This window comes from Oscillibacter hominis (genome assembly GCF_014334055.1).
Classification (GTDB): domain Bacteria; phylum Bacillota; class Clostridia; order Oscillospirales; family Oscillospiraceae; genus Oscillibacter; species Oscillibacter hominis.
The window spans coordinates 939,791-965,607 of record NZ_CP060490.1 but is presented as its reverse complement, the minus strand read 5'-3'; the positions used below and the strand labels follow the sequence as shown (position 1 = coordinate 965,607).

The following is a 25,817-nucleotide window of genomic DNA, read 5'->3' as shown; positions in this document are numbered from 1 at the left end:
TCGTGTCAAATGGTTTCCACTGGATTGTAAATTAAATTTGAACAATGGTCAAAGGGGCTTTGACACTGCCTTGACCAACTGGATTTTCCGTTTGTTCTTGTCCCGGTTCTGCCGGTATAGCACAAATTTGCTGCCGATGACCTGCACCTGCTCGCTGTGCGTCATCCGGGCGAGCTCTTCACAGGCCTCCCGGGCCGTATACATGGAGTTTTCCAGCACCCGGCACTTGATGAGCTCCCTTGCCTCCAGGGCTCCGTCCGCCTGCTTGACCAGGTTCTCGGTAATGCCGTCCTTGCCGATGTGGACGATCACATCCTCCCCGTTGGCCAGGCCCCGCAGCTGGGCCCTCTGCTTACTTGTCAGTTCCATTTATTTCTCCTGTTTCTTCAAATATTCGCCCAATTCCGCCGCAAAGGCCCTCAGCGCCTTCCCCCTGTGGGAAATGGCCGCCTTCTCCTCCCGGCTCACCTGGGCAAAGGTCTTGCGCAGTTCCGGCACAAAAAACACCGGGTCATAGCCAAAGCCCTGATCCCCCATAGGCGCAAAGGCGATGGTGCCGCAGCACTCCCCCTCCGCCTCCAAAAGGTCCCCATTGGGGAAGGCGCAGGCAATGGCGGAGCAGAAGTGGGCCGAGCGGTTGGTCTGGCCCCGGAGGGAATTCAAAAGCAGCATATAGCGGCCCCGGTCGTCCAGGCCCTCCCCGCCGTAACGGGCGGTATACACCCCGGGCGCACCGCCCAGCGCGTCCACGCACAGTCCGGAATCATCCGCAATGGCCGGCAGTCCCGAGGCACTGCATACAGCCTCCGCCTTCAGCTTTGCATTTTCCGCAAAGGTGGTGCCTGTCTCTTCCACCTCCACGTCCAATCCCAGGTCGGACTGGAGGACGATCTCCACTCCAAGCTCCTTCAGCGTCAGCGCCAGTTCCGTCAATTTCCCCGGATTCCGGGAAGCAAGTACAAATTTCATCTCACAGCCCTCCCAACACGCGCTTTTGCAGCTGGATCAGCTCCCGGTTCCCTTTGGCGCACAGCCGCACCAGCTCCTGCTGCTCCGCCAGGGTGAAGGCCCGGCCCTCGCCGGTGCCCTGAAGCTCGATCAGCTCCCCCAACTCGTTCATCACGCAGTTCAGGTCCACCTGGGCCCTGGAATCCTCGCTGTAGCGCAGGTCCAGCATGGGCGTTTCGTCCACAATGCCAGCGCTGACGCCGCAGACAAAGCGGCGGATGGGCGTCGCGCCTAACACGCCCTCCTCCACTAACTTCCGGCAGGCCAGAGCCAAGGCGATGAAGCCGCCGGTAACGGAGGCCGTCCGGGTGCCGCCGTCGCCCTGGAGCACATCGCAGTCGATGGTGATGGTGCGCTCTCCCAACCGCTTTAAGTCCACGGCAGCACGCAGGCTCCTGCCCACCAGGCGCTGGATTTCCGCGCTGCGGGGGCTCAGCTTCAGCTTGGATACGTCCCTCTTGCTGCGCTCCCGGTTGGCCCGGGGCAGCATGGAGTACTCCGCCGTCACCCAGCCGCTTCCCTCAGCCACGTGTGGCGGGACCCTCTCCTCCACGCTGGCGCAGCAGAGCACCTTGGTGTCGCCGCACGCGATGAGGCAGCTGCCTTCGGCAAACTTGACAAAATCAGTGGTAATTTGGATGGGGCGAAGTTCATCCATCGCCCGGCCGTCTATTCTGGTCATAACTTACTCCTATTTCTTGATAGGCCCCACTCAGGCCCTGCCCTGCATCAGGGCCGCCGCCCGCTGGTAGTCCTCCTTAGCTACATAGAGGATATACTCCCGCCGCTCCGGCGTGCGCGTTTCCAAACCGCCCACCTGGGCGTGGTTCAGTGCGTCGGCGGCCAGGCCGGGCGCTTTCACAGTGCTTTCAATTCCGGCCTCGGCCAGGACGGCGCGCAGCGCGTCCAGCTTTTCCATGCCCCACACCACGGCAAGTTCCCTGCGGTTGAACATCGTAATCATAGCCGTTCCCTCATTTCTTTAAATGATGGCCTCCACATACTCCCTTGCGTCAAAGGGCCGCAGGTCTTCCAGCCCCTCGCCCACGCCTGCGTACTTGACGGGCACGCCCAGTTCCTGGGCGATGGCGATGACGATCCCGCCCTTGGCGGTGCCGTCCAGCTTGGTGAGCACGATGCCGGTGAGCCCGGCGGTCTCCTTGAACTGCTTTGCCTGGATCAGGCCGTTCTGGCCCGTTGTGGCGTCCAGCACCAGCAGCGTCTCCCTGGCGGAGCCGGGACATTCCCGGTCGATGATCTTGGAGAGCTTGGAAAGCTCATTCATCAGGTTTTGCTTGTTGTGCAGCCGGCCCGCGGTGTCACAGAGCACCACGTCCGCGCCCCGGGCCCTGGCCGCCTGCAGGGCGTCAAAGAGCACCGCACCGGGGTCCGCGCCCTCATGCTGGCGCACCAGTTCGCAGCCGGAGCGCTCCGCCCAGATCTGCAACTGATCGGCCGCGGCGGCCCGGAAGGTGTCGGCGGCACACAGCAGCACCCGCTTCCCCTCCTGGCGCAGCCGGTAGCCTAACTTGCCGATGGAGGTGGTTTTGCCCACGCCGTTGACACCGATTACCAGCACCACGCTGGGCCTGGTGGAAAGGTCCAGGGTCCCATCCCCCACATCCAGCATCTGGGCCAGGATTTCCCGCAGCGCCTCCTTGACGGCGCTCTCGCCGGAGATGCCCTCCCGCTTCATCCGGGAGCGCAGCTGCTCCACCGCCTTGGTGGAGGTTTCCATCCCCACGTCAGCCAGGATCAGCATTTCCTCCAGGTCTTCAAAAAACGCTTCGTCGTCCGGGGAAATGGAATAGCCGATGATGTCCTCCTGCCAGATTTTTTTCAGTTTACTAAAAAAGCCCATACGTCCGCTCCTCAGTTTCAATGGATTCAATGAAAGGATCACTCTTAAGTATTCCCGGCCAAGCCCCGGGAGAACCGCGGAATTCTTCTCACCGGATGTTCAGTTTCTTGGCCAGATCGTTTAAATTGATGGTCAAAATCTTGCTGACGCCCCGCTCCTGCATGGTGACGCCGTAGAGCACATCCGCCTCTTCCATGGTGCCCCGGCGGTGGGTGATGACGATGAACTGGGTGCGTCCGGCGATGCGCCGCATGTATTTTGCAAAACGGGTGACGTTGGCGTCGTCCAGCGCCGCCTCGATTTCGTCCATCACGCAAAACGGCGTGGGATGTACCTTCAATATGGAAAAATACAGCGCAATGGCCACAAAGGCCTTCTCCCCGCCAGAGAGCAGCGTGATGGTCTTCAGGCTCTTCCCCGGGGGCTGGACCTTGATGTCGATGCCGCAGTTCAGGATATCCTCCTCGTCCTCCAGTTCCAGCCGTGCCTGGCCGCCGCCGAAGAGCTCCAAAAACGTCTCCTGGAAGCTCTCGTTGAGCAGCTTGAACTGTTCGGCGAAAATCCCGGTCATCTCCCGGGTGATCTCGTCGATGATCCCGGTCAGCTCCTCCTTGGCGCGCTCCACGTCGTCCCGCTGGCCGGAGAGGTAAGTATAGCGGGTGTTGACCCGTTCAAACTCCTCGATGGCGCCGATGTTCGGCGTGCCCAGGGAGCCGATCTCCCGCTTGAGCTCGCCGATGCGGCGGTTGGCCTTGGGCAGGCTCTCCAATTCGATGCGCTGGGCCTGGGCGTCAGAGTGGCTGAGCTCGTAGTGTTCCCAGAGCCGGTCCAAAATCTGCTTCTCCTCCAGGGCAGAGGTGGCGATCTTCTGCTCCAGGCGGGAAGCGGAGCGCTCCAGGTTCAAGAGCGTCTCATTCATCTCCTGGCCCGCCTTGTTCTTGGCAGTGCGCTCGGCCTCCAGGGCGATCTTCTCCTCATTGATGGCGCTGAGCCTCTGCTGGAGGGACTGGCTCCGGCAGCGCAGCTCCCCGGCCGCGCCGTCGTGCAGGGCGATCTCCTCCCCGGCCTCGGCAATGGCCTTTTCATACCGGGCCTTCAGCTGCTCCTTCTCCCCCCGGTCACCGGACATCTGAGACTGCAGATGCCGCAGGTCCTCCAGGGACCGGGCCGTGGCCTCCCGCTCGGCGCCCAAGGCCGCAAGGCCGGATTTCCGCTGGCTGATGGATTCCGCCAGTGTACCGCTGCGCTCCAAAAGCTCCGACTGGCCGGAGAGCTGCTCCTCCACCTGGGAGCGGTACTGAACGGCCAGGGCGTCCTGGCGGGCCGTCTCCTGCTCAATCGCCTCGGCCTTGGCCCGGTTGTCCTCCAACCTGCCCCGCACAGAGGTCAATTCTCCCTCAAGGGTTTCACAGCTTCTTTTCAGGCTGTCGATCAAACTGGCATAGTGGTTTCCGCTGCCCTCCAGGCGCAGCACCTCGTCCTCCGCCCGGCGCTTTTGTCCCTCGGCCACCTCCACCTCGTACTGGGCGGCAGAGAGTTCCCGGCCGGCGCTTTCCTCGTCGGCCCGGGCCTCCTCCAATTTCTGTCGCAGCGCCCCGGCCTGGGATTTGAGCCGCTTGAGCTCCCCGGCCCGGCTGAGCACGCCGGCGCTGCGGCTGACGCTGCCGCCGGTCATGGAGCCGCCCCGATTGATGACCTGTCCGTCCAGCGTAACGATGCGGAACCGGTTCTGATACTTCCTGGCTATGGCGATGCCGCAGTCCAGGTCTTCCACCACAACGGTGCGGCCCAACAGGTTCAGGAAAATCCCTCTGTATTTGGGATCAAAGCGCACCAGATTGGAGGCCAGGCCCACAAAGCCGTATTCGCTTTCCACCCTTGGCTCCCGCAGTTCCTCGCCCCGGATGGCGGCGAGGGGCAGGAAGGTGGCGCGGCCGCCGTCGCGCTGCTTCAGGTAGCCGATGGCAGACTTGGCATCCTCCTCCCGGTCCACCACAATATTCTGAAGGCCCGCTCCCAGGGCGATCTCAATGGCCACGGAGTAGGCTTCCTCGGTGCTCATCAGGCTTGCCACCGGGCCGTGGATACCCCGCAGGGACCCCTGCATCACCAGGCGAACCGCCTTGGAAAAGCCCTCGTACTCCTTTTCCATCTCCTCAAGAAGGCGGATGCGGTTGTCCATTGCCCCCACGTCCATGGTCAGCTTCATCCGCCTGTCCGTGGCATCCTCGTGGCGGCGCTTGCGCTCGGCCATCTTCATGGCGTGTCCGGCAATGATGTTGGAGACGGCGGTGGCCTCCTCCTTTGCCTCCTCCAGGGCGCGGCGGTTTTCCCGGGCCTCCTGCTCACTCTGGCGCAGCCGCTCTTGGGCGGAATCGAGCTCCCCCTCGATCGCGGCGGCACGTTCGCCAAGTTCCCGGCTCTCCGCCGTCAGCGCGGAGGACTCCGCCCGGCAGTCGGCGGCCGCGGCCACGGCAATGGCCTCCTGGGCCCGCAGCGCCTCCGCCCGGGACTGCCTGCCGCCCGCCTGGCGGGAGGCCTCCTCCGCCTGGCTCAGCAGCTCCTCTAATTCCTCCTGGAGAAGAGCAGCCTGGGCGTCGATGGCCGCAATGCGGCTGGTCTGCTCCTCGATCTGGGTCTGCATCCCGCCGGAGCGCTCCTCCTGCTCGGCAAGCTCCCGGTCGATGCGTTCGATGGTCTCCTTGCTGTGGCGGATGTTGGACTGAAGAACGGCGACGCCGGCCTCTTCATCATGGATTTTTGTCTCCAACTCCGAAATTTGGCCGCGGACCTCCTCCGCCTCGATGTCCTTTTGCTGCATATCCGCGCCGCAGCGCTCCGACTGGGCGTAGAGCGCGTTCAGCTCCTCCCGGGCGCTGTCCCGCTGTGCCTGTGCCTCGCGGAAGTCCGATTCCAGCTGCCGCGCGCCCGCCTTCAGCGTCTCCAGGTTCTCCAGCCAGACGGAAATCTCCAAAACGCGCATCTCATCCCGAAGCACCAGGTAGCGCTTAGCCTTCTCCGCCTGGTCCCGCAGCGGCTCCACCTGAAGCTCCAGCTCGGCGATCTTATCATTGATGCGCACCAGGTTCTCCTCCGTGCGCTCCAGCTTGCGCTCCGACTCCTCCTTGCGGTGGCGGTATTTGGAGATGCCCGCCGCTTCCTCAAAGACCTCCCGGCGCTCACCGCTCTTAACGGACAAAATCTCATCGATCTTGCCCTGGCCGATGATGGAGTAGCCCTCCCGGCCCATGCCGGTATCCAAAAAAAGCTCATATACGTCCCTGAGCCGGACGCTCTGGCGGTTGATGTAGTATTCAGATTCGCCGCTGCGGTAATAGCGCCGGGTGACGGCCACCTCCGCCTCGTCCATGGTAGGAAAGATGTGTTCGGTGTTGTCGATGACCAGCGTGACTTGGGCAAAGCCCACCTGGCCCCGCTTCTCCGTCCCCCCGAAGATCACATCCTCCATCTTGGCACCCCGCAGGCTCTTGGTGCTCTGCTCCCCCATCACCCAGCGGATGGCGTCGGAGATGTTGGACTTACCGCTGCCGTTGGGCCCCACAATGGCGGTGATGTCCTCCCCAAAATTCAAGACGGTTTTGTCCGGAAACGATTTGAAGCCTTGGATCTCCAGCGCCTTGAGTAAATGCATGCTTTCACCTCTGTCTTCAGCTGTCAATGGAACAGCAGGCCCTATCCGGCCCGCCTTTGGTCCATATGCCCGATTTCATACCCGGTTTCCCTGCAAAGGGAACCTTTTACGGAAGTTTCGCCGGGCAAACGGATCATCCAGGCTATCATAGCGGAGGGCCGTACCCCGGCCAAGCGCATCCGCTGCCGGGCGCTTTCCGCCCTGATCGCAAGATAATATTGTATTTTACCACACCGGCCCTGTGATTTCCACAAAAATACGTTTGATTTTACAACTATTTACGCATCCCTCCTTCATCTGCACGTCCAATTCATTTTTTTAATCAGGGCTTGACAAATACTGTACGATGCATATAATGAACATATGAACAATCATTCATTTGTTAGGAGGCGATTTCATGGAAGACCAATATAACGTGGAGTGCTGTGATTTTATCCACGCCCACGAGGACATCGTGGAGCGGGTCCGCAAAGAGCTGCCCAGCGAAGATGCGCTCTACGACTTGACGGAGCTGTTCCGCATTTTCGGCGATTCCACCCGCATCCGTATCTTATATGTACTTTTTGAGGCGGAAATGTGCGTGTGCGACATTGCCCAGCTTCTGGGACTCACCCAGTCCGCCATTTCCCATCAGCTCCGGGCGCTGAAAAACGCCAGGCTGGTCAAATCCCGCAGGGAGGGCAAGACGGTGTTCTACTCTCTGGCGGACGACCACGTAAAGACCATCATCGACCAGGGCATCGAGCACGTTTCCGAGTAAGTTCTAATTATGAATAAATCAGGAGGTACTCACATGAAAAAGCGCTACAATCTGACCGATCTGGACTGTGCCAACTGCGCCGCGAAAATGGAAAACGCCATCAGGAAAATCGACGGCGTGCACGACGCCACCGTCAGCTTCATGACCCAGAAGATGACCATTGAGGCCGACGACGCCCGCTTTGACGACATTCTCAAGGAGGTCGTGGCCATCTGTAAAAAGGTGGAGCCGGACTGTGTGATCCATATGTGATGCGCCAACCTCCCCCCGAGTCCCTCGCCTTCCGGCCGATTTCATGATGCCAATTTGACCCTGTCAGGCTTGTGGCGAATGATCGGTTGATCGGAGACCAAATCCACTCCCGGAGGAACCTGTATGAGTAAAAAGCAAAAGAAGATGCTGGCCCGCATCGTTGTATCGGCTGCGCTGCTGATTCTTGTCAAGCTGCTGCCTGCCATCCATCTTTCCGGCTCTATCCCCCTTCTTTCCCTCGGCCAAACGGCTGCAGACGGCACGGCGGTTTACACCCTGAGCCTTTGGCCTTTGTATCTGATTCCCTATCTCATCATTGGATGGGATGTACTTTGGCGGGCCGTCCGCAACATTGCCCACGGCCAGGTTTTTGACGAAAACTTCCTGATGGCGCTGGCCACGGTGGGCGCTTTCGCCACCGCGGAGTATGCCGAGGCCGTGTTCGTCATGCTGTTTTACCAGGTGGGCGAGCTGTTCCAGGACTATGCGGTCGGTAAATCCCGCCAGTCCATTGCTTCCCTGATGGACATCCGCCCGGACTACGCAAACCTGGAAGAGGGCGGCCAGCTGAGGCAGGTGGACCCTGAGGAGGTGTCCGTGGGAGCCATTGTCGTGGTAAAGCCCGGCGAACGGGTGCCTCTGGACGGCACCGTGGTGTCGGGCAGCTCCGCCCTGGACACCGCCGCCCTGACCGGGGAGTCCGTGCCCCGGGACGTGATGCCCGGCGACGCGGTGATCAGCGGCTGTGTCAACCAGACCGGCGTGCTCCGGATCCAGGTCACCCGGAACAGCAGTGAATCCACTGTGTCCAAAATTCTGGATTTGGTGGAAAACGCCAGTGAGAAAAAATCCGCCAGCGAGAACTTCATCACCCGGTTTGCCCGGTACTACACGCCCTGCGTGGTAGCGGCGGCGGCGCTGCTCTTTCTCCTTCCTTCCGCCGTCCTTGCCCTGGCGCCGGAAAGCGCACTGCCCTCTTTCTTGGCGGGCACCATGTGGTCCGACTGGCTTCACCGGGCGTTGATCTTCCTGGTGATCTCCTGTCCCTGTGCCCTGGTGATCTCCGTGCCTCTCAGCTTTTTCGGCGGCATCGGCGGCGCTTCCAAATGCGGCATTCTGGTCAAGGGCAGCAACTACCTGGAGGCGCTGGCCAACACGGAGACCGTCATCTTTGACAAGACCGGCACGCTGACCCGCGGCACCTTCTCCGTCACCGCCGTCCATCCGGAGTCCGGCTTGGACGCGGAGCAGCTCTTAGCATACGCCGCCCTGGCGGAGTACTACTCAGACCACCCCATCTCCCTCTCTCTGAAGGCCGCCTGCAAGGCAGAACTGGACCCGGCCCGGGTATCCGACGTGGAGGAGATCGCCGGCCACGGCGTGTGCGCCTCCATCGACGGCAAGCGGGTATGCGCGGGCAACAGCCGCCTGATGGACCGCCAGCACATTGCCTTCCAGCCCTGCGGGCTGCCGGGCACCATCGTCCATGTGACGGTGGACGGCGTTTACGCCGGCCACATCCTCATCGCCGACCAGCCCAAGGAGGACGCGAAAGATGCCATCGCCGACCTGAAGGCCGGCGGCGTCCGCAAAACCGTGATGCTCACCGGCGATGCCCAGGCCACGGCGGAAGCCGTCGCCTCGGAGGTAGGGGTGGATGAATACCATGCCGAGCTGCTTCCCGCCGACAAGGTGGAGTGGATGGAACGGCTGCTGGCCGACAAAAGCCCCGGCGGTAAGGTGGCCTTCGTGGGCGACGGCATCAACGACGCCCCTGTCCTGACCCGGGCCGACATCGGCATCGCCATGGGCGCTCTTGGGTCCGACGCGGCCATCGAGGCCGCGGACATCGTGCTGATGGACGACAAACCCTCCAAGATTGCAACGGCCATGCGCGTCTCCCGCAAGACGCTGCGCATCGTCAAGCAGAACATCTGGTTCGCCCTGGGCGTGAAGGCCGCCGTGCTGGTGTTGGGCGCTTTCGGCGCCGCCACCATGTGGGAGGCCGTATTCGCCGACGTGGGCGTCGCCTTCCTTGCCATTCTAAACGCCACCCGGGCGCTCCGCGTGGAGGAGTTCCGATAGGCGAACTCTACGAGAAAAAGGAGCATCCGGCGCTTACTCCGCCGGATGCTCCTTTTTCTCGTCAATTTGTCCGTAGAGGCACTCCAATGCCTCGGAAAGCCCGCCCACACGGTCGATCAGCCCCAGGCTCACCGCCTCCTCGCCGTAGAGCACGCTGCCCACATCCGCAGCCATCTCCCCGGTTTTGAGCATCAGCTCCAGGAACTTCTTCTCGCTGATGTGGGAATTTTTGCAGACGAACTTCACAATCCGCTCCTGCAGCCGGTCAAAGTAGTTGTAGGTCTGGGGCGCGGCGATCATGGTCCCGTTCATGCGCACCGGATGAATGGTCATGGAAGCCGAGGGCACGGCAAAGCTCACTTTGGCCGACACTGCCAGCGGTACGCCGATGGAATGGCTGCCGCCTAACACCAGGGAGACCGTGGGCTTCTGCATGCCGGAGATCAGCTCTGCGATGCCAAGGCCCGCCTCCACATCCCCGCCCACTGTATTGAGCAGGAGCAGCAGCCCGTCGATGTCCTCCGACTCCTCCAGGGAGGCCAGCAGCGGCATCACGTGCTCATACTTTGTGGTCTTTGTATTTTGATTGAGAACCATGTGGCCCTCCACCTGCCCTACAATGGTCAGGCAGTGGATGGCGCCGTGGCTGTTGCGGGTGGTGGCACTGCCCATGTCCACGATCTGCTGCTGCCAGCGCTCCGGCGCCTCTTTCTTCTCCCCGTCGCCGCTCTCCGGGGTCACTTCCTTCGTCTTGTCTGCCAAAACAATCCCTCCTTTTCATCCCCCTTAGGATGAACCGTTTATCAGAAAATAAACAAGACTTGCAAACGCTTTTCAATCTGCTATACTAAATTCCGGGATTTTTAGAAAAAAGCGGGCGCGCCCGCCGAAAAAAACTGGAGGAGTTATCTATGGCAATTTTAGGCTTCATTGGCACCGGCAACATGGGGACCGCCCTGGCCACGGCGGCCTGCAAAACCGCCCCCCTGGATCAGGTGCTCTTATCAAACCGCACCCGGTCCAAGGCGGAATCACTGGCGGCCAAACTGGGGTGCCGTGTTTCGGACAATGAGACCATTGCAGGACAAGCGGACTATATCTTCTTGGGCGTCAAGCCCCAGATGATCGCGGACCTGCTCTCCGGTATTGCCCCTATTCTGAAAGAAAGAGGCGACGGTTTTATTCTGGTTTCCATGGCTCCGGGCCTGACCACCGCGGACATCCAGCACCTGGCCGGGGGAAGCTATCCGGTGCTTCGCATCATGCCCAACACGCCCTCCTCCATCGGCGAGGGAATGATCCTATACGCTCCCGGAGAGGGCGTAAGCCGTGAGCAGACGGAGGAGTTTCTCTCCCTCATGTCCGGCGCCGGCCTTTTCTGCCAGCTGCCGGAGCGGCTCATCGACGCGGGCAGCGCTGTCTCCGGCTGCGGTCCCGCCTTTGTGAATCTCTTTGTGGAGGCCATGGCCGACGGCGGCGTGGCCTGTGGTCTGCCCCGGGCCCAGGCGCTGGAGATGGCCGCGCAGATGACCGCCGGCACCGCCCGGCTGATCCTTGCAACAGGCGATCACCCCGGTGTCCTCAAGGACGCGGTCTGCTCCCCAGGAGGCAGCACCATCCAGGGGGTGCGCACTCTGGAACAGGGGGCCTTCCGGGCCACCGTGATGGACGCTGTGATCGCCGCATACCAAAAAAACCAGTCCCTGGGCAAATAAGTCAGCAGTCCGCCGGGCAATCCCCGGCGGGCTTTTTTGCCTTTTTATCGGTAGTCTTCTCCTTGACATACCTCGAGTTGCAAGGTATATTATACATAGAGATTCGATGTATGAAAGGAGCTTGCCCATGGGCCGGAATCAAACTTTAGACCACACCGCTCTGCTGGTGCTCTCTCTGCTGAGCCAGGGAGACATGTACGGCTATCAGATGATTGCGGAGTTGGAACGCCAGTCGGACCACACCTTTGAGATGAAGGAGGGGACGCTCTACCCCATCCTTCACGGTCTGGAGCGCTCCGGCGCGGTGGAGTCCTACCGGACCCTGGCCCCTTCCGGCAGGGAGCGGAAATACTACCGCCTGACGGAGAAGGGCTCTGCCCTCCTGAAGGCGGAGGCGGAGCAGTGGCGCCGCTACAGCCACGGCGTCAACGCAGTGCTGGAGCAGGCCATGGGGCTGGCGTGAGGAACGGCGAATGGAACTTTTTGAGACCTTTTGCCATCAGGTGTGCCGGGAGGTGCGCCACGCCACGCCGGAGGAGCGGGACAGCATCTGCCGGGAGCTGCGGGAGCATCTGGAGGACCGGGCGGAGGCGCTGCAGTCCTCCGGAAGCGAGGAGGAAGCGGCCGCCCAGGCCGCCGTGGAGGCCATGGGCGATCCCGTGGAGATTGGCCGGGCCATGAACCGGCAGTACCCGCTGGGGTGGCTGATTCTCTCCCGCCTCTCGGGGGCGCTGATCCTGCTGCTCTGTCTGTACATCCTCTTTACCCTCCCCGTCTTCGGCAACGCCTACAACAATCTGCGCTGCCGCATCTCCCCCTCCTATGGGGGCCGCTTCATGAGCGGCACCGCGCCGGAGAGCGTCTGCCTAACGGACTACCGCTGGACAGTGGGCAGCAGCGTGCTGCGGATTTACGGTTTGGAACCGAACCATATTAACGCAAGCGGTGACACCCGTGTCCGGGTCTATTTGTGTGCCTACAACCAAAATCCCTTCCGCTACGCCTCGGAGTCTTTGGTGCGGGACGTGGTTTTTCTGGATGAAGCGGGCAATAAGCTGGAGCGTCTCTATGGCGGCAGCGGTAACACAGGCGCCTGGTACACAACCATCAGTTTCCCGCTTCCGGAGGGAGAGAACGGATTTACGCTGAACTACGATTCCCACGGCTACCAGTTGGAGGAATACATTCCCCTGCCGGGAGAGGAGGATGCGCCATGAACGATCGCAAAGCGGTGAAAAAGACAGAGCTTCCCAGGCGGAAAAAGGCACTGCGCCGGACAGCGGCGGCGCTGGCCCTTCTTGTTTTCATGATCCTCACCAACCTCTATGGCTTTCTCCCCATCCAGGCGCTGAGGAATCAGGAGGACCTCTCCGGCGTCCGCCGGACGGAGATTCTGCGCCGGGACTATCTGCCCCAGGTGCACCCCTTCTCTCTCTTTTACCTCTCCTGCAACAAGGACGTGGTGATGCTGACCTCCATGCGCTGGAACCTCTTGGGCGGCTGGTATCCGGTCTACGCGCCGGTTTTGGACTGCGACGGGTCGGAGCCGGTGGTCAGCGGCACGTACGGCGTCACCTATTCGGATTCGGACCAATACATCCTCTATGTATTCGGCTGCGTCAACAACCCGGATATCGCCTCCCTTCAGTTGAGCGTCACAGACCTTTCCCAAGACCCAAACGGAATCACCGATACCTGCCAGATCACGGAGTTTCTGGAGGCGGAGGGCCACCGGGTCTTCGCCCATCCCTTCCTCCTGTCGTTTGAAGATATGCGGGAACGCCGCATCGAAGTCTATGCCGGAATCCAGCTTCAGGACGGCAGCTGGGCCCAGGGATTTGAGGTGCCCAGCAGCGGCAGCACCTCCATGGGGTGATGTTCCCATGTCAGCATTCACTGGTCAAAAGGGGCCGGCGAAGTATTCGCCGGCCCCTTTTTGTGTCCACCTGCGCGTGCTTCCCTTCTGTATTTTTCAGCGGGATCACCCGCTTTTTTCATATGGCGGTTCTTGCTGCTGATAACTTCAAGATATTCCTCATTCCATATAAATTGGGGGGAAAATTGTGATATCTTGGTATCTTATTAGATCAGATTCTATATTTCAAATGAAAATAATGGACAAATAAGGCTCTCCGTGCTACTCTTGAGAGAGAAAATCAGACGTCCTGTTAGCGTAAGTGATCAGGGTCCTTCCCGAACCAATCCAAGGTGTCGGCGCAGACGGCAATGGGGGTGCATTCAGCCATGCGGTTTGATTACAGTCTGCGGCTGCTGACGGACAAGAGCTGGCAGCAGCCCCAGTTTCACTTTCACGACAACTACGAGATCCTCTTTTCGCTGACCACGGCAGGCTCGGTCTTTATTGACAATGAACTGCTCCCACTGGAAAACGGCACCCTCTGTCTGATTCAGGCCGGGTGCCTGCACCGCACCAAATCCGAGGTGGATGAATTCAAGCGGTATGTGCTCCAGTTCCCCGAGACCATCCTCCGGAACCTGAGCGACGGCACGGACCCGGTGGCCTCCCTGTTGAACAGGGCCTACCTCTGCACGCTGCTCTCCCCCCAGGACTACATCCAGCTCAACTATCTCTTTGACCGGCTGTTTACGCTGAGTGGAGCTGAAAATGGAAACACGTTTCAGCGCAACATCGCCCTGCTGGAAATCCTCTATTACATCGGAAATCTCTTAGGGGAGCCCTTTGAAGAGGGGCAGCCCGTCACCTCTCCGGACTATAAGCGGATCCGGCCGGTCCTGGACTACATTCAGGAGCACCTGGACGAGCCGCTGCCGCTGGATACGCTTGCCAGTGAGTTCTATTTGAACAAGCACTATTTCTGCCATCTCTTCAAAAAGGTCACCGGCTTCAGCGCCACGGAGTACATCATCCGGAACCGGCTGGCGCAGGCCCGGTCGCTGCTGCGCAGCGGCGTATCCGTACAGGAGGCCGGCGAGCAGTCCGGGTTCGGGAGCAACGCCCACTTCATCAAGACCTTTACCAACGTGGTCGGAATTTCGCCTGGCCGGTACGCCAGGGAATACCGGTCCAGCCATAAAATATAGCAAAAAGAAGCAATGTTGTTTACGCCGACCACTCCGATCATCACATAGGTCCACCGGCGGAGTCCGTCCCAATTCAGCCTGCCCTGAAGAGGTTTTGCGGCGAGCATGCCCGCCGCGGTGCCCGCCATGCCCACGGCGACCCAGGGAAGTGCAGCCGGGGTGATGACGCCGGCCGCGATCCGAACCAGGCTGTTGGAGAGATTGGTGATGGTGAAATAGAACTGGATCATCCCCAGATAATCGTCCTTATCCTCACAGACGCTCATGGCATAGAGCACGACCGGCGGTCCTCCCATGGTAAAAAAGCCGCTCAAAACGCCGCTGACCGCCCCCGCCGTCAACGCAGCGGGAAGGGATTTGGGCAGCCGCAAGACCCTGCCCGAGCACACCAGATAGTAGGCGCTCATCAGCACCAAAATAAGCCCCAGGTACAGCTTCATGCGGCCCGGCGGCAGGGCAAGGGCGATTTTGTTGGAGACGGGCAAAAGAACCAGATACGATGCGAATACAGGCAGGATCACCCGCAGGTGCATGGGCCGCCGATACTTAAGCGTCAGGGACAGCGAGCACAAAAAGCAGATGACGCTGGTTATGCCCGACACCAGCGGGATGGGCGATATCAGGTATGGAAGAAGCGCCATCATGATGATGGCACAGCCAAAGCCGATCAGGGACTGAAGCGCACCCCCGATGAAGCAGACCAGCAGAGTGGAACATGCCGCGGCCACGAAATCACCCTCTCTTGCGCACTCAGCCGTCGGCCGTCAGTTCAGCCTCGTCTTGACCGGCTTCCCTGTCAGGGCATCCGCCACGGTCTGAGCTGCCTTTTTCTGGAGCTCGTCGTTGCTTTCATTGGAGTACCAGGCCGTGTGGGCCGTGACGATCACATTGTCCATGGCGAGCAGCGGGTTATCCGGCTCGATGGGCTCCCGAAAGGTGACATCCAGCCCCGCGCCGCCGATGTGTCCGGATTGCAGGGCTTCGATCAAATCAGGCTCACAGATGAGTGCGCCGCGGCTCACATTGACGATGGCCGCGCCGGGCTTCATCCGTCCCAGAACCGACCGGTCGATCATGCCCGCCGTCTCCTCCGAAAGCGGCATGTGCAGCGTCACGATGTCGGCGGTGGAGAGCAGTTCCTCCCAGCTTACCAGGTGAATCCCCGCCTGGCGGGCCGCCTCCTCCGGCAGATAGGGATCGCAGCCGATGACCTTGAACCCGACGGCCGACGCCTTACGGGCGATGTCGCGTCCAATCCGGCCGCAGCCCAGGATGCCCAACACGGTGGAGGAGATGCGGTGGATGGGCTTCAGCGCGTCAACGCCCCACATCCCCTGGCGGACCTGGCGGGCGGAGAGCACGGTTTTCCGCGCCAGGCACAGAATCAGCGTCAGCGCCGTGTCCGCCACCTCCGAAACACAGTGGTCCACCACGTTGGCGACAAGGATGCCCTTCTTTGTGGCCGCTGGAATGTCCAGCGTGTCCGTGCCAATGCCGTACCGGACGATGATCTTGCAGTGATCCATGCTGTCGATGATCTCCCGGGTGATCTGGGCCTGGGAGACCAGCAGCGCGTCCGCGTCCGCAACGGCGCGCTTGAGCGCTTCGTCGTCCCTTTTTCCGAAGGGGATGCCGGAGAACACCAGCTCCGCGTCCACCCCGGCCAAAATCTCCCGCTCATAGTCGTAATGGGGCATGCGGCCGTCGGTGAGAACTACTTTAAAACGCATAGGAATACCTCCCATTTTCTACTCGCGGCAGGTCCGCCCGAGCCCCTCCTGCACCCGGACCGCGGTAGGCCAATTTCTCAGTCAAAGAACCGCTCCTCAAAGGGATAGGTGCTGAGGACCTCACAGCCGTCCTCGGTAATGATGACATTGTCCTCCAGGCGGATGCCGCCGATGCCCGGTGTGCCGGAGTAGGGCTCGATGGAAAAGACCATGCCGGGTTGGAGTGTCACAGCGTTTTCAGGCTCGATCACGCCCTTGTAGGTGCCCAGCAGCGGCTGTTCGTTGGCGGAGATGCCAAGGCCGTGGCCCAGGCTGCTGCCAAGGATGAAGCTGTCTCCGCAGGCCAGCGCCACATCCCGGGTGGTATTGCCCGGCTTGCAGGCCTGCTCGGCGTTTTTCAGGGCGGTGTAGCACTTCATGTGCTCCGCCTTCAGCTCCCGGGAGGGCTTTGCGCCCCTGCCGCAGATCCAGGTACGGGTGAAGTCCCCCCAGTAGCCGTTGAACCGGCCGCCGATGTCGATGATCACCGGGTCGCCATAGCCGATGATCCGGTCTGAAGTAAAGCGGCGGTAAGGCGCCGTATAGGGGCCGGAGCAGACGATGTTGGAGCACTGGCTCCATTCGCTGCCATAGTAGTACATGGCCTTGAACGCCTCGGCCAGGACTTCGCACTCCTTGCGGCCCGGCCGCAGGAACTCCGTGCAGGCGGCCATACCGGCCATGGTGATTTCATAGGCCATGCGCAGGCAGCTGATCTCATCCTGGGTCTTGATCATCCGGGCCTTCATCATGATGCTCTGGCCATCCACAAACGTCACGCCGGGGAACACCTTGGGCAGCGCCTCATAGAGGGCGGGGCTCCATGCGTCCACCGCGATGACCTTAGGTTCGATGCCCTGGTCGTAGAGCCGCTTTTTTGCGGACAGGGCCCAGTCCATGGCCCCGCCGGGCACATCCAGGCCCCGGCAGGTGACGTCGGTCAGGTGATCGCCCAGCCAGGGCATACGTGCTTTGGCGTGGACGTAATCCAGCGTGTAGAATGTGTAGTCCCCGCCCCGGGGCATGATGACGGCCGCCATACCCCAGTGGGCCATGGGCCAGTCGTGGGAGCGGAAGCTGGTCACGTACCGGGTTGCCTCGAGACGAAAGACGAACAGCGCGTCAATGCCGGATTCGTCCACGGCGTCGGTCAGCCGCTCAAGGCGCTCTCTGCGCATGCGGTCGTAGTCGATCCGGACTTCCCAGTCCACTCCCTGGGCCCCCAGAGCCGTTCCAAGCTGGTTTTGAGACATAATGTAACCTCCCTGAAAATTTTCTTATATGATGGGCCATCGGGCCAATTCATATCTTTGCTCAGCGGACAGAGTCCAATAAAGCGCGGAATTCCGCGTCCGTCAGGTAGCGGCGCTCCCGGATGGACAATTCCTTCACCTGGGCCAGCAGGCGCTCCACCTTCTCCTCCGAAAGCGTCTCATGGAGCTCGTCCAGCTTCATATGGATGGAGTCCTTCCCACTCTTTTTCCCCAAGACCAGCGTGCGCCTGCCGCCCACGAACCGGTCGCTGATGGGGAATGTGACCAATGGATGCTCCGTGGCCACCTTGATGCCGACGCCGCTCTCCTTCATATAGGCCGCGGGTCCGGCGATGGGCTTGTTGAACGGCACCTTCACCCCCGAGAGGCGCTCCAACAAAAGGCAGGTCTCCCTGAGCCTGGAGCAGTCGATGCCCGTCCGGATGCCGTAGAGCGCCTCGGCCGCGACCACCATCTCCTCCATGGCCGCGTTGCCGCAGCGCTCGCCCAGTCCATTGATGCATCCGTGGACGACCTCCGCCCCGGCCTCCACCGCTGCCAGGGCGTTGGCAACCCCCATACCAAGGTCGTTGTGGGTGTGGATTTCCACGGGGCGGCCTCCCACGTATTCCCGGACACGCCCCACCAGCACGCGCAGCGCACTGGGTAGGATCGTGCCCGTCGTGTCCACCACGGCCACGGCGTCCGGGTCGGCCTGCTCGCAGACCTCCCTCAGGAGTTCTTTGAGAAAGGCGGGGTCCGCCCGGGTGGTGTCATATGGGAAGTAGACCGTATAAAGGCCGTGCCGCTTTGCAAAGCGGACGGTCTCCACGCTCTGTCGGACCACATCCTCCAGCGACCACTTGGGATGGGCGTATTTCAGCCTGGATTCGCCGCAGGTAATCTCAATGACCGCGCCGCTGACCCCGGAGGCCACCACCTTCTCAATGTCCCCGGGCATGGCCCTGGAGAATGCGAACAGTTTGGCCTTGAGCCCCAACCGGGAGATTCGGCAAATCGCCTCAAAGTCCTGGGGAGAGACTGCGGGCATGCCGGCTTCAATCCGGTGCATGCCAATTTCGTCCAGCTGCTTTGCTATGGCAATTTTATCCTCCACACTGAATACGACGCCGGGGCTCTGTTCCCCGTCCCGCAGCGTGGCGTCATGGAACTGGATATGCGGGGCCAGCCGGAAGCTCTCCCGCACCTCGTCCCAGTAGTTGCACTGGCTCACATTCCAGTTTTCGGTTTCCCACGGCTTTCCGTTCAAGTGAATTCCCCCTTCTGTCTGCTTCAAATCCGCCTGCCGCTATTCCTCTTTCTTTTGCTGAAGCGCCCTGTACACCTTCTCCGGCGTGATCGGCAGGTCCAGCACCCAGACGCCCACCGCGTCAAAAATGGCGTTGGCAATGGCCGGGGCTGTGGGCAGGATGGCGGGCTCCCCCACTCCCTTGGCCCCATAGGGGCCTGTGGGTTCCGGGCGCTCTATGAACTCGCTGAGGATGGGCGGCACGTCGCCTGCAGTCGGAATGATATAGTCCGTAAACTGATTGTTGCGCACCTTCCCCTCCTCGAGCACCATCTCCTCGTACCGGGCAAAGCCCACGCCCATTCCGGTGCCGCCGTGGATCTGGCCGTGGACCAGCATGGGGTTGACGGCCCGCCCGCAGTCATGGACAGCGTAAATCTTCCGAACGGCGAAGGCGCCGGTCTCATCGTCCACATCCACAATGGCGATCTGGGCGGCGTACACGTGGGTGGCATACTGCTTGCCGTGCCCGGTCTCTTTGCGGATGGGCCGGATGTGGGGGCTGAACGTCCCCTTTCCCAATATGGCGGTGCCCATGGCGCGAAAGGCATATCCCGCGGCCTCGGCGACGGAGATGCTCTCCTCTTCCAATCCCTCAATGTAGATGCGGTCACACTCCGCCCGCAGGCCGCCGGGATCCATGTCCAGCAAACGGGAGGCGGAGCGGAGCAGTGTCTCCCTGGCCTCGGCGCAGGCCAGCAGGACCGCGTTCCCGGTGGCGTATGTGGTTCTGCTGCCCACCGGCCCCCGGTCGTAGGGGGCCAACTTGGAATCTCCGGACACCACCGCAATCCGGCCGATGGAAATGCCCAGCGCCTCGGAGGCGATCTGGGACAGCACGGTGACGGAGCCCTGTCCAATGTCCGTGGTGCCGAGGTAGAGCACCGCCGTGCCGTCCGCGTTGACCTTGACAAAGCAGGCTGAGACGCCGGTGGGGGCGATGGGGTAGAACATTGCGGCCAGGCCGCGCCCGCGGTGAATCATTCCCAGTCCCCCCCTTCCCGGGCCAGCCGTATCACCCGGTCGATTGCCTGCTCCACGGTGACCTGGTTCAGCGTCATGCCGGTGGGCAGCTTGTCGCCGTCCCGGATGGCATTGATCCTTCTGAACTCCAACGGCGAAATACCCATCCGGCGGGCGATGTAGTCTGTGTGCACCTCGTAGGCAAAGCCAAGCTGGGGCACACCGAATCCGCGCATGGCGCTTCCAAAGCTGTTGTTCGTGTAGACCAATTTCCCGCAGACCCGGGTGTTGGGAATCCGGTAGGGGCCGCAGCCGTGGATGCAGCCCTTTTCCAGCGTCATCTTCCCCAGCCCCACATAGGGGCCGCAGTCGGAGACGATCCGAACCTCCCGGGCCAGTATCCTCCCGTCCTCCAGAACGCCGGAGCGCATTTTGATCCAATAGGGGTGGCGCACGGTGGAACAGTCGAACTCTTCCTCCCGGGTATAGGCCATTTTCACCGGCCGGCGGGTTTTGATGGCCAGCACGGCCAGGATGTGCTCAAACGTAATTTCGTTCTTCCCGCCGAACCCGCCGCCCACGGAGCCGGTGATGACCCGGACCCTGCTCTGGGGCCAGCCGATGGCCAGCGCCAAATCCTCCGCGATCAGGGCCGGGCGCTGTACGGAGGTCCGGACCACAAGGTCCCCCGCAGTCTCGTCCAGGTAGGCGATGGCGGCATGGGGTTCGATGAATGCGTGCTCATTGACCGGTGTATACATCTGCTGCTCAAAAATATGCGGGCACTGGGGAAAGGCCCGGTCCACATCCCCGTTTACGATTTGGACCTCCGCCGCGATGTTGCTGCCGCCGTGGATGGAGCAGCTCCCCTCCTCCATGGCCTCAAAGGGATCGTATACGCCGGGCAGGTCCTCGTACTCCACGCGGATAAGCGCCGCCGCCTTTTGCGCGATCTCCTCCGACTCCGCCGCCACGGCCGCCACGCTGTCGTAGTAGCCCCGCACACGGTCGTCTGACAGGAAAGGCTCGTCCCGGACGCTGACGCCATGGCGGTTGCAGTCAAAATCCCCGGCCGTGCACACGGCGGCCACACCGCTCAGCGCCTGGGCTGCGGAGAGGTCAATGGAGCGGATTTTAGCGTGGGCGCGCTCACTGTGCTTGACCTTGCACCAGAGGGCGCCCGGCAGGTCGAGGTCCGCGCCGTAGCGCGCCCTTCCGGTGACAAGGAGTTCCGCGTCCAGACGCGGCATGGAGGTCCCCACCGTGTTCATGCTTCGCTCCCCCCATTCTCCGCCGCATATTCCATCACGGACTTGACGATGTTGACATAGCCGGTGCACCGGCAGAGGTTGCCGCCGATCCCCGCGCGGATTTCCGCCTCGCTGGGACAGGGGTTCTCCTCCACCAGGACCTTGGCCGCAAGGAGCATGCCCGGCCCGCAGAATCCGCACTGGAGCGCGGAATTTTTGATGAAGACCTCCTGGAGGGGATGGAGCTTTCCGTCCTGTTCCAGTCCTTCTATCGTGGTGAAGCGGTGCCCCTGGGCCCGGCAGGCCAGGATGAGGCACGAGTTGACGATATCCCCATCCATGATGATGCTGCACGCGCCGCACTCCCCGCTGCCGCAGCCTATCTTTGTGCCGTACAGATGCAGACGGTTTCGAATGACGTCCACTAAAACCTCATAGTCCTCCACCTGCACCGGGTATTCCCGCTCGTTGATGGTCAGCACAATGTCTCTCATTCACGGCCTCCTATCACAATATCCTCCGGGTCGGACCGCCCGGTGATGACCCGCAGGCTTTTGCAGACCAGGGCGCCCGCCAGGGCGGCGCGGTACTCCGCGCTGGCCCGGAAATCGTCGATGGGCCGGATCTCGCGCGCCACCAGTTCCCGCACCGTTTGCTCCTCTATCTCTTCCGCGATCCGGCCCTCCAGGTATTCCTCCAGACCGTGGATCCGCACCGGAGTGGGCGCGCAGGCTCCCACCGCGACGTGGGCCTGATGCAGGCAGTTTTTCCGAATCACCGCGCCCACCGCCTCGTTGACAATGGACAGCGTCAGCGTATTGCGGCGGCCAAACTTGATGAAATGGGCCTTACGGTGCTCTTCCCGGTCCGGCAGAAGAAGCTTGGTCAAAATCTCTCCCGGCCTCAGGCAGGTCTTCCTTGGGCCGACAAAAAAGTCCTCCACGCCGACCCGGCGGAAACCCGAGGCGGAAGCGATCTCCAGGACCGCGTCATAGACCAGCAGCGCCGGAGCAGTATCCATGCTGGGCAGGCCGGAACAGAGATTTCCACCCACTGTCGCAAGCCCTCTGGTCTGGGTGCAGCCAACGGAGCCTGCCGCCAGATAGAGAGCGTGCCACAGGGACCGGATAAGTTTGTTGGAACAGAGCTTTTTCATGGTGCAGGCTGCGCCGATCTCCGTTCCATCGGCGGTGAGACGGATGCTGTCCATCCCGACGGGCTGGAGATCGATCAAAACTGCGGGGTGCAGCGCGCCCTTGCGCATAGAGGGAACCAGATCGGTTCCGCCGCTGATGTACATGCAGCCCGCCTCCCGGTGCTCCTGGTAAAGCGCCAGCGCCTCCTGGACAGACGTAGGGCTGAACAGTTCAAACCGCTCCAACGGCCTACGCCCCCTTTCCGCCACCGTCCATTTGAACAGCAGACACATTGATGGTCAGGTACTCCGCATCGGACACCCCGTCGCCGCAGACCTGGTGCAGCTCCCCAGGCTCAAACTGGAACGCACAGCCGGCGGGAACCACTGTGGTCTGACCGCCGCAGGCCACACGGAGGCTGCCCCTGAGGACAAAGAAGATGTGTTCAAAGTCATGCCGGTGGGCCTGGGCCCCGCCGCCGGCCAGAATCAGGTTGTGCCGGACGGAGACACCGCCGCCCTCAAAAATGGTACGGCCGAATACGCTCCAGTGCCCCGGCGCGATCCTGGCCTCCGATGCCATCACATTGTGGATCAACAGAGGAATCCCTCCTTTTGGTAAGTCCGACTGCTATACCTTTTCAGCCGCTCTTTTTCTCCTGCCTGTTAGCAGGTGGACGAGCATGGTCACGGTCAGGACGCCCAATCCCGCCACATCCGTGGCAAGAGAGGGATCGATCATCAAAAGGCCGCCGATCAAAAAGACCACACGGGAAATGACGCTGACTGAGTGCCGGTACCAGCCAATGGTGGCAAAGGAGATGCCCGCACAGCCAATGAGCGCCGTGACGCAGGTCCGCAAAGCCGGTCCCGCACCGTTGATGATGACCAGCATGTCCGGGTTGATGGCAAAGAAAAAGGGAAGCAGAAAGGCCACAAGTCCGATCCGCACCGAGGTGAACCCCACCTTCATGGGGGAGTCCCCGGAGATGCCGGCTGCCGCATAGGCCGAAAGGCACACCGGTGGGGTCAGGGCGGACAGGCTGGCAAAGTGCAGGATGAAGAGATGGGCCGCGGCCATGGGAATGCCCAGCTTCAGCAGGGAATTGACGCAGACGCTGGCCGCTATGACATAGGAGGCAGCCACCGGCAGCCCCATGCCCAGCACAGTGACAATGGCGGCGGTCAGGATCAGGGACAGCAGGACGCTGCCCTGCCCCACCTGTAAAATGGCGGAGGAGAACTTGACGGCAATTCCCGTCATATTCAGTACGGCCACCACAATGCTGGCGCACAGGAACGCGGCACCGATGCCGGCCATGGCAGAGGCGCACTGATACATCGCATCGACAATGCCCATCAGGCCCTCTTTCAGGGATTTGCGGGTCTTGGGGTTGATGAAGTAGATCACGCAGCCGCAGATCATGGCGTAAAAGGCGCCTTTGAGCGGGCTTTGCTGCAATACCGTCAGCACGACGATGATAATGGCCAGGGGCAGCAGCAGATAGGCGCGTTTCAAAAGTGCGCCCCAGGAGACGATGTCATCGGCATCCATGGCCTTGAGGCTGAGCCGCCCCGCCTCCAGGTCAATGGAAAAATAGAGGCTCACATAGTAAATCAGAGCGGGGATGACTGCGGCGATGGCCAGCTGGCCATAGGGGATGCCGCTGAGATCCGCGGCCAAAAACGCGGCGGAGGCCATGATGGGCGGCATGATCTGCCCTCCGGTGGAAGCCACCGCCTCCACCGCCGCGGCAAAGTGGCTGGGATAACCGATCCGTTTCATGAGCGGGATGGTGAAGGTTCCGGTGGCCACCACATTTGCAGTGCCGGCTCCGGACACGGTCCCGAAGAGGGCGCTGGAGACAATGGCCACCTTGGCGGGGCCGCCCCTTGACCTGCCGGTCAGCTTGGCGGCCAGCTCTGTGAAGTAGTCGCCGGTGCCGCATAGCTCCATGAGCTTTCCTACAAAGACAAAGGGCAGCACATAGGAGAGGCACACGCCGATCAGCGAGCTGAAAAATCCGTCCTGCATGAAGTACATGGTGGTCATCATCTTCCGTGGCGTGATCTGGAGGATACGGAAGGAGCCGGAGAGATAATGGCCGAACAGGCAGTAAACCATGGCCGCGCCGGCCAGAAGGACCATGGGCCAGCCCACCAGCCTCTGAGCCATCACCAATATCGCAATGGCGGTTACGGTGGAAAAGAAAAAGTCCAGGTCCGTGGACGAGATGGCATAGCGCATCATCCAGGATTGCTGGTCTATGAAAATATAGACCGTGGAAGCGATTACGCCGCAGACCAGCACCGTGTCCGCAATCCACCAGAAGAGGATTGTCCCCTTCTTTTTTCCCGGCTTTGGCGCCACCAGATAGGCCATGATGACCAGAAAGCAGACGTGGATCGGGCGGATATATCCCGGCGAGGTTGCGCGGATCATCAGTGAATAAATGTGGTACAGGATGCCGGCAGCCGCAACACACTTTGCCAACAGCAGCAGCTTGGGGTTGTCAACACCTGTCTTGGGCATCGTTGCGTTCTTCATAAAACCTCCCATGCTGTAAATTGACTGCTGGCTTCCGGCCCTGGCGGCTCCTTCCGCACAGGCCGGAAGCGTCCAAAGGCCGCATAACGGGCCTTTACCGCATGAGTCTAAAAGTTGCCCGGGTCAAATGCGGAAACGTCGATGCCCTGCTCCTCGTAATAGCGCATTGCACCGGGGTGCATGGGGCCGTACATGTACTGGACGTTTTCCAGCGCAATGTCCTTTGCGGACGCCACATTGGTCACAATGGTGTCGTAGTTGTCGTACGCGGCCTTTGTCATGGCGTAGACCACATCGTCCGGAAAGTCCTCCGTACAGATGGCGATGGAGTAGAAGCCCAACATCTGCAGATCCTCATCCAGGGATTTATAAAGATCCGCTGAAATGGGAAACACGCTGTAGTAGGGAGCCGCTTCATGGATTTTCTCCATGTCCTCCACCGGCACGGTCAGAAGGGATACCCTGTCCATGGTGGTCTCAAGCTCGGTCACAGATGCATTGGGATGGCCGCCGGCATCCACAACACAGTCTATGGTGCCGTCCTTCAGGGCGGTCAGCGCATCCGCGTATGCCATATAGACCACCTCTCTTGGGTGGATGCCGAAGGTCTCAAATTCCTGAAGGGTCATATTCACCACGCCGCCTCCGGAGGGCCCCAGGCAGACGATCTTGTCCTCCAGATCGTAAATGGTTTTGAGATTGGGGTCGACGGCATAAAACAGCTGGATGCTGGGATACAGCGGGAACATGGTGCGTACGTTATCAAACTTCTGATCGTAACCAATGCCGTTCATTCCACAGTACATGGCCGCATTGTTGGTGAACCCGAACGTGTGGTCATCCACCCCGACCGCGTTCATATTGGCAGTGCCGCCTCCGCCGGGCTCGCACTGGAGGGAGATGCCGGTGTCGTTTTTCAGCACCTCGCTGTAGCACACCATCAGGGTATACCAAAGGCCGCCGCTGGAGCCGCTTGCCGTGTTGAGCAGCGTGTAGCTGTCGGGAATGTCCAGCCCGCCGCCTGCGGAGGAACTGCCGGAGGAAGAGCCGCTCGGGGCCGGCGGGCTGGCAGTTCCGCAGCCTGCAAGCAGAGAGAGAATCAGCATTCCGGACAGCAGTAGGGACAACATCTTTTTCATCTTTCTTACCTCCTAATCTTTTCACCCTGAACTCACCATGAAACATGGTTTGGGG

General features: G+C 61.1%; 25 protein-coding genes and 1 pseudogene. 8 read left to right on the top strand and 18 right to left on the bottom strand.

Translation table 11 applies throughout. The features are described 5' to 3' along the window. Window positions 1–48: 48 nt before the first annotated feature. The 6 genes from yhbY to smc all read right to left on the bottom strand — a co-directional run bounded on the left by yhbY (window position 49) and on the right by smc (window position 6,521). Entirely contained in the window at window positions 49–369 is a 321-nt protein-coding gene (yhbY, locus tag H8790_RS04780; RefSeq protein ID WP_187333787.1) for a ribosome assembly RNA-binding protein YhbY, read from the bottom strand. Continuing rightward, window positions 370–969: an XTP/dITP diphosphatase gene (locus H8790_RS04775; RefSeq protein WP_187333786.1), complete on the bottom strand. Its 600-nt coding sequence runs from the start codon at window positions 967–969 to the stop codon at window positions 370–372. Between the two features lies 1 nt (window position 970). Further along, window positions 971–1,690, bottom strand: a complete 720-nt coding sequence (rph, locus tag H8790_RS04770; RefSeq protein WP_187333785.1) for a ribonuclease PH — start codon at window positions 1,688–1,690, stop codon at window positions 971–973. A 30-nt stretch (window positions 1,691–1,720) separates the two neighbouring features. Then, the gene (locus H8790_RS04765; RefSeq protein WP_187333784.1) at window positions 1,721–1,972 is read right to left on the bottom strand and encodes a hypothetical protein; all 252 of its coding nucleotides are present in this window, start codon (window positions 1,970–1,972) and stop codon (window positions 1,721–1,723) included. Between the two features lie 18 nt (window positions 1,973–1,990). Continuing rightward, window positions 1,991–2,869, bottom strand: a complete 879-nt coding sequence (ftsY, locus tag H8790_RS04760; protein ID WP_187333783.1) for a signal recognition particle-docking protein FtsY — start codon at window positions 2,867–2,869, stop codon at window positions 1,991–1,993. Between the two features lie 88 nt (window positions 2,870–2,957). Next, on the bottom strand, window positions 2,958–6,521 hold the full coding sequence (gene smc / locus H8790_RS04755) for a chromosome segregation protein SMC (protein ID WP_187333782.1): 3,564 nt from the start codon (window positions 6,519–6,521) through the stop codon (window positions 2,958–2,960). A 397-nt stretch (window positions 6,522–6,918) separates the two neighbouring features. Between smc and H8790_RS04750 the strand changes: the two genes are divergently transcribed. From H8790_RS04750 to H8790_RS04740, 3 genes are all read left to right on the top strand, one after another. Beyond that, complete coding sequence (locus H8790_RS04750; RefSeq protein ID WP_187333781.1) at window positions 6,919–7,281, top strand: ArsR/SmtB family transcription factor; 363 nt, start codon at window positions 6,919–6,921, stop codon at window positions 7,279–7,281. Window positions 7,282–7,314: 33 nt separating this feature from the next. Next, window positions 7,315–7,533, top strand: a complete 219-nt coding sequence (locus H8790_RS04745) for a cation transporter (protein ID WP_187333780.1) — start codon at window positions 7,315–7,317, stop codon at window positions 7,531–7,533. 123 nt (window positions 7,534–7,656) lie between these two features. Further along, window positions 7,657–9,618, top strand: coding sequence for a heavy metal translocating P-type ATPase (locus H8790_RS04740; RefSeq protein WP_187333779.1), 1,962 nt, complete (start codon window positions 7,657–7,659; stop codon window positions 9,616–9,618). Between the two features lie 33 nt (window positions 9,619–9,651). On the opposite strand, the gene H8790_RS04735 is transcribed toward H8790_RS04740, so the two are convergent. After that, a complete protein-coding gene (locus H8790_RS04735; RefSeq protein ID WP_187334233.1) occupies window positions 9,652–10,290 on the bottom strand; it encodes a ClpP family protease in 639 nt (212 codons plus the stop codon). A 179-nt stretch (window positions 10,291–10,469) separates the two neighbouring features. Between H8790_RS04735 and proC the strand changes: the two genes are divergently transcribed. The 5 genes from proC to H8790_RS04710 all read left to right on the top strand — a co-directional run bounded on the left by proC (window position 10,470) and on the right by H8790_RS04710 (window position 14,396). Further along, window positions 10,470–11,333: a pyrroline-5-carboxylate reductase gene (proC, locus tag H8790_RS04730; RefSeq protein ID WP_318646871.1), complete on the top strand. Its 864-nt coding sequence runs from the start codon at window positions 10,470–10,472 to the stop codon at window positions 11,331–11,333. Window positions 11,334–11,460: 127 nt separating this feature from the next. Next, window positions 11,461–11,796 carry a PadR family transcriptional regulator gene (locus tag H8790_RS04725; protein ID WP_187333777.1) on the top strand — a complete coding sequence of 112 codons (336 nt, stop codon included), beginning with the start codon at window positions 11,461–11,463 and terminating at the stop codon, window positions 11,794–11,796. Between the two features lie 10 nt (window positions 11,797–11,806). Then, window positions 11,807–12,550 carry a permease prefix domain 1-containing protein gene (locus tag H8790_RS04720; protein ID WP_187333776.1) on the top strand — a complete coding sequence of 248 codons (744 nt, stop codon included), beginning with the start codon at window positions 11,807–11,809 and terminating at the stop codon, window positions 12,548–12,550. Continuing rightward, complete coding sequence (locus H8790_RS04715) at window positions 12,547–13,209, top strand: hypothetical protein (RefSeq protein ID WP_187333775.1); 663 nt, start codon at window positions 12,547–12,549, stop codon at window positions 13,207–13,209. The genes H8790_RS04720 and H8790_RS04715 overlap by 4 nt, the downstream gene beginning before the upstream one ends. A 368-nt stretch (window positions 13,210–13,577) precedes the next feature. Continuing rightward, a complete protein-coding gene (locus H8790_RS04710; protein ID WP_187333774.1) occupies window positions 13,578–14,396 on the top strand; it encodes a helix-turn-helix domain-containing protein in 819 nt (272 codons plus the stop codon). A 29-nt stretch (window positions 14,397–14,425) separates the two neighbouring features. On the opposite strand, the pseudogene H8790_RS13880 reads toward H8790_RS04710, so the two are convergent. From H8790_RS13880 to H8790_RS04660, 11 genes and pseudogenes are all read right to left on the bottom strand, one after another. Further along, a pseudogene (locus H8790_RS13880) lies at window positions 14,426–15,124 on the bottom strand (sulfite exporter TauE/SafE family protein); the annotation flags it as partial. A 36-nt stretch (window positions 15,125–15,160) separates the two neighbouring features. Further along, window positions 15,161–16,126, bottom strand: a complete 966-nt coding sequence (locus tag H8790_RS04705; protein ID WP_187333773.1) for a C-terminal binding protein — start codon at window positions 16,124–16,126, stop codon at window positions 15,161–15,163. Window positions 16,127–16,203: 77 nt separating this feature from the next. After that, window positions 16,204–17,418 carry a M24 family metallopeptidase gene (locus tag H8790_RS04700; protein ID WP_187333772.1) on the bottom strand — a complete coding sequence of 405 codons (1,215 nt, stop codon included), beginning with the start codon at window positions 17,416–17,418 and terminating at the stop codon, window positions 16,204–16,206. A 61-nt stretch (window positions 17,419–17,479) separates the two neighbouring features. Beyond that, window positions 17,480–18,688, bottom strand: a complete 1,209-nt coding sequence (locus H8790_RS04695) for a LeuA family protein (RefSeq protein WP_187333771.1) — start codon at window positions 18,686–18,688, stop codon at window positions 17,480–17,482. A 39-nt stretch (window positions 18,689–18,727) separates the two neighbouring features. Continuing rightward, window positions 18,728–19,711 carry a xanthine dehydrogenase family protein molybdopterin-binding subunit gene (locus H8790_RS13975; protein WP_187333770.1) on the bottom strand — a complete coding sequence of 328 codons (984 nt, stop codon included), beginning with the start codon at window positions 19,709–19,711 and terminating at the stop codon, window positions 18,728–18,730. Beyond that, window positions 19,708–20,961 carry a xanthine dehydrogenase family protein molybdopterin-binding subunit gene (locus H8790_RS13970; RefSeq protein ID WP_187333769.1) on the bottom strand — a complete coding sequence of 418 codons (1,254 nt, stop codon included), beginning with the start codon at window positions 20,959–20,961 and terminating at the stop codon, window positions 19,708–19,710. Before H8790_RS13970 ends, H8790_RS13975 begins: the two co-directional genes overlap by 4 nt. Next, window positions 20,958–21,434, bottom strand: coding sequence for a (2Fe-2S)-binding protein (locus H8790_RS04680; protein ID WP_187333768.1), 477 nt, complete (start codon window positions 21,432–21,434; stop codon window positions 20,958–20,960). Before H8790_RS04680 ends, H8790_RS13970 begins: the two co-directional genes overlap by 4 nt. Continuing rightward, entirely contained in the window at window positions 21,431–22,321 is an 891-nt protein-coding gene (locus H8790_RS04675) for an FAD binding domain-containing protein (protein ID WP_187333767.1), read from the bottom strand. Before H8790_RS04675 ends, H8790_RS04680 begins: the two co-directional genes overlap by 4 nt. Window positions 22,322–22,325: 4 nt before the next feature. Then, window positions 22,326–22,673: a cupin domain-containing protein gene (locus H8790_RS04670; protein WP_187333766.1), complete on the bottom strand. Its 348-nt coding sequence runs from the start codon at window positions 22,671–22,673 to the stop codon at window positions 22,326–22,328. Window positions 22,674–22,706: 33 nt separating this feature from the next. After that, the gene (locus H8790_RS04665; RefSeq protein WP_187333765.1) at window positions 22,707–24,623 is read right to left on the bottom strand and encodes a TRAP transporter permease; all 1,917 of its coding nucleotides are present in this window, start codon (window positions 24,621–24,623) and stop codon (window positions 22,707–22,709) included. A gap of 107 nt (window positions 24,624–24,730) precedes the next feature. Beyond that, complete coding sequence (locus H8790_RS04660; protein WP_187333764.1) at window positions 24,731–25,762, bottom strand: TAXI family TRAP transporter solute-binding subunit; 1,032 nt, start codon at window positions 25,760–25,762, stop codon at window positions 24,731–24,733. Between the last annotated feature and the right edge of the window lie 55 nt (window positions 25,763–25,817).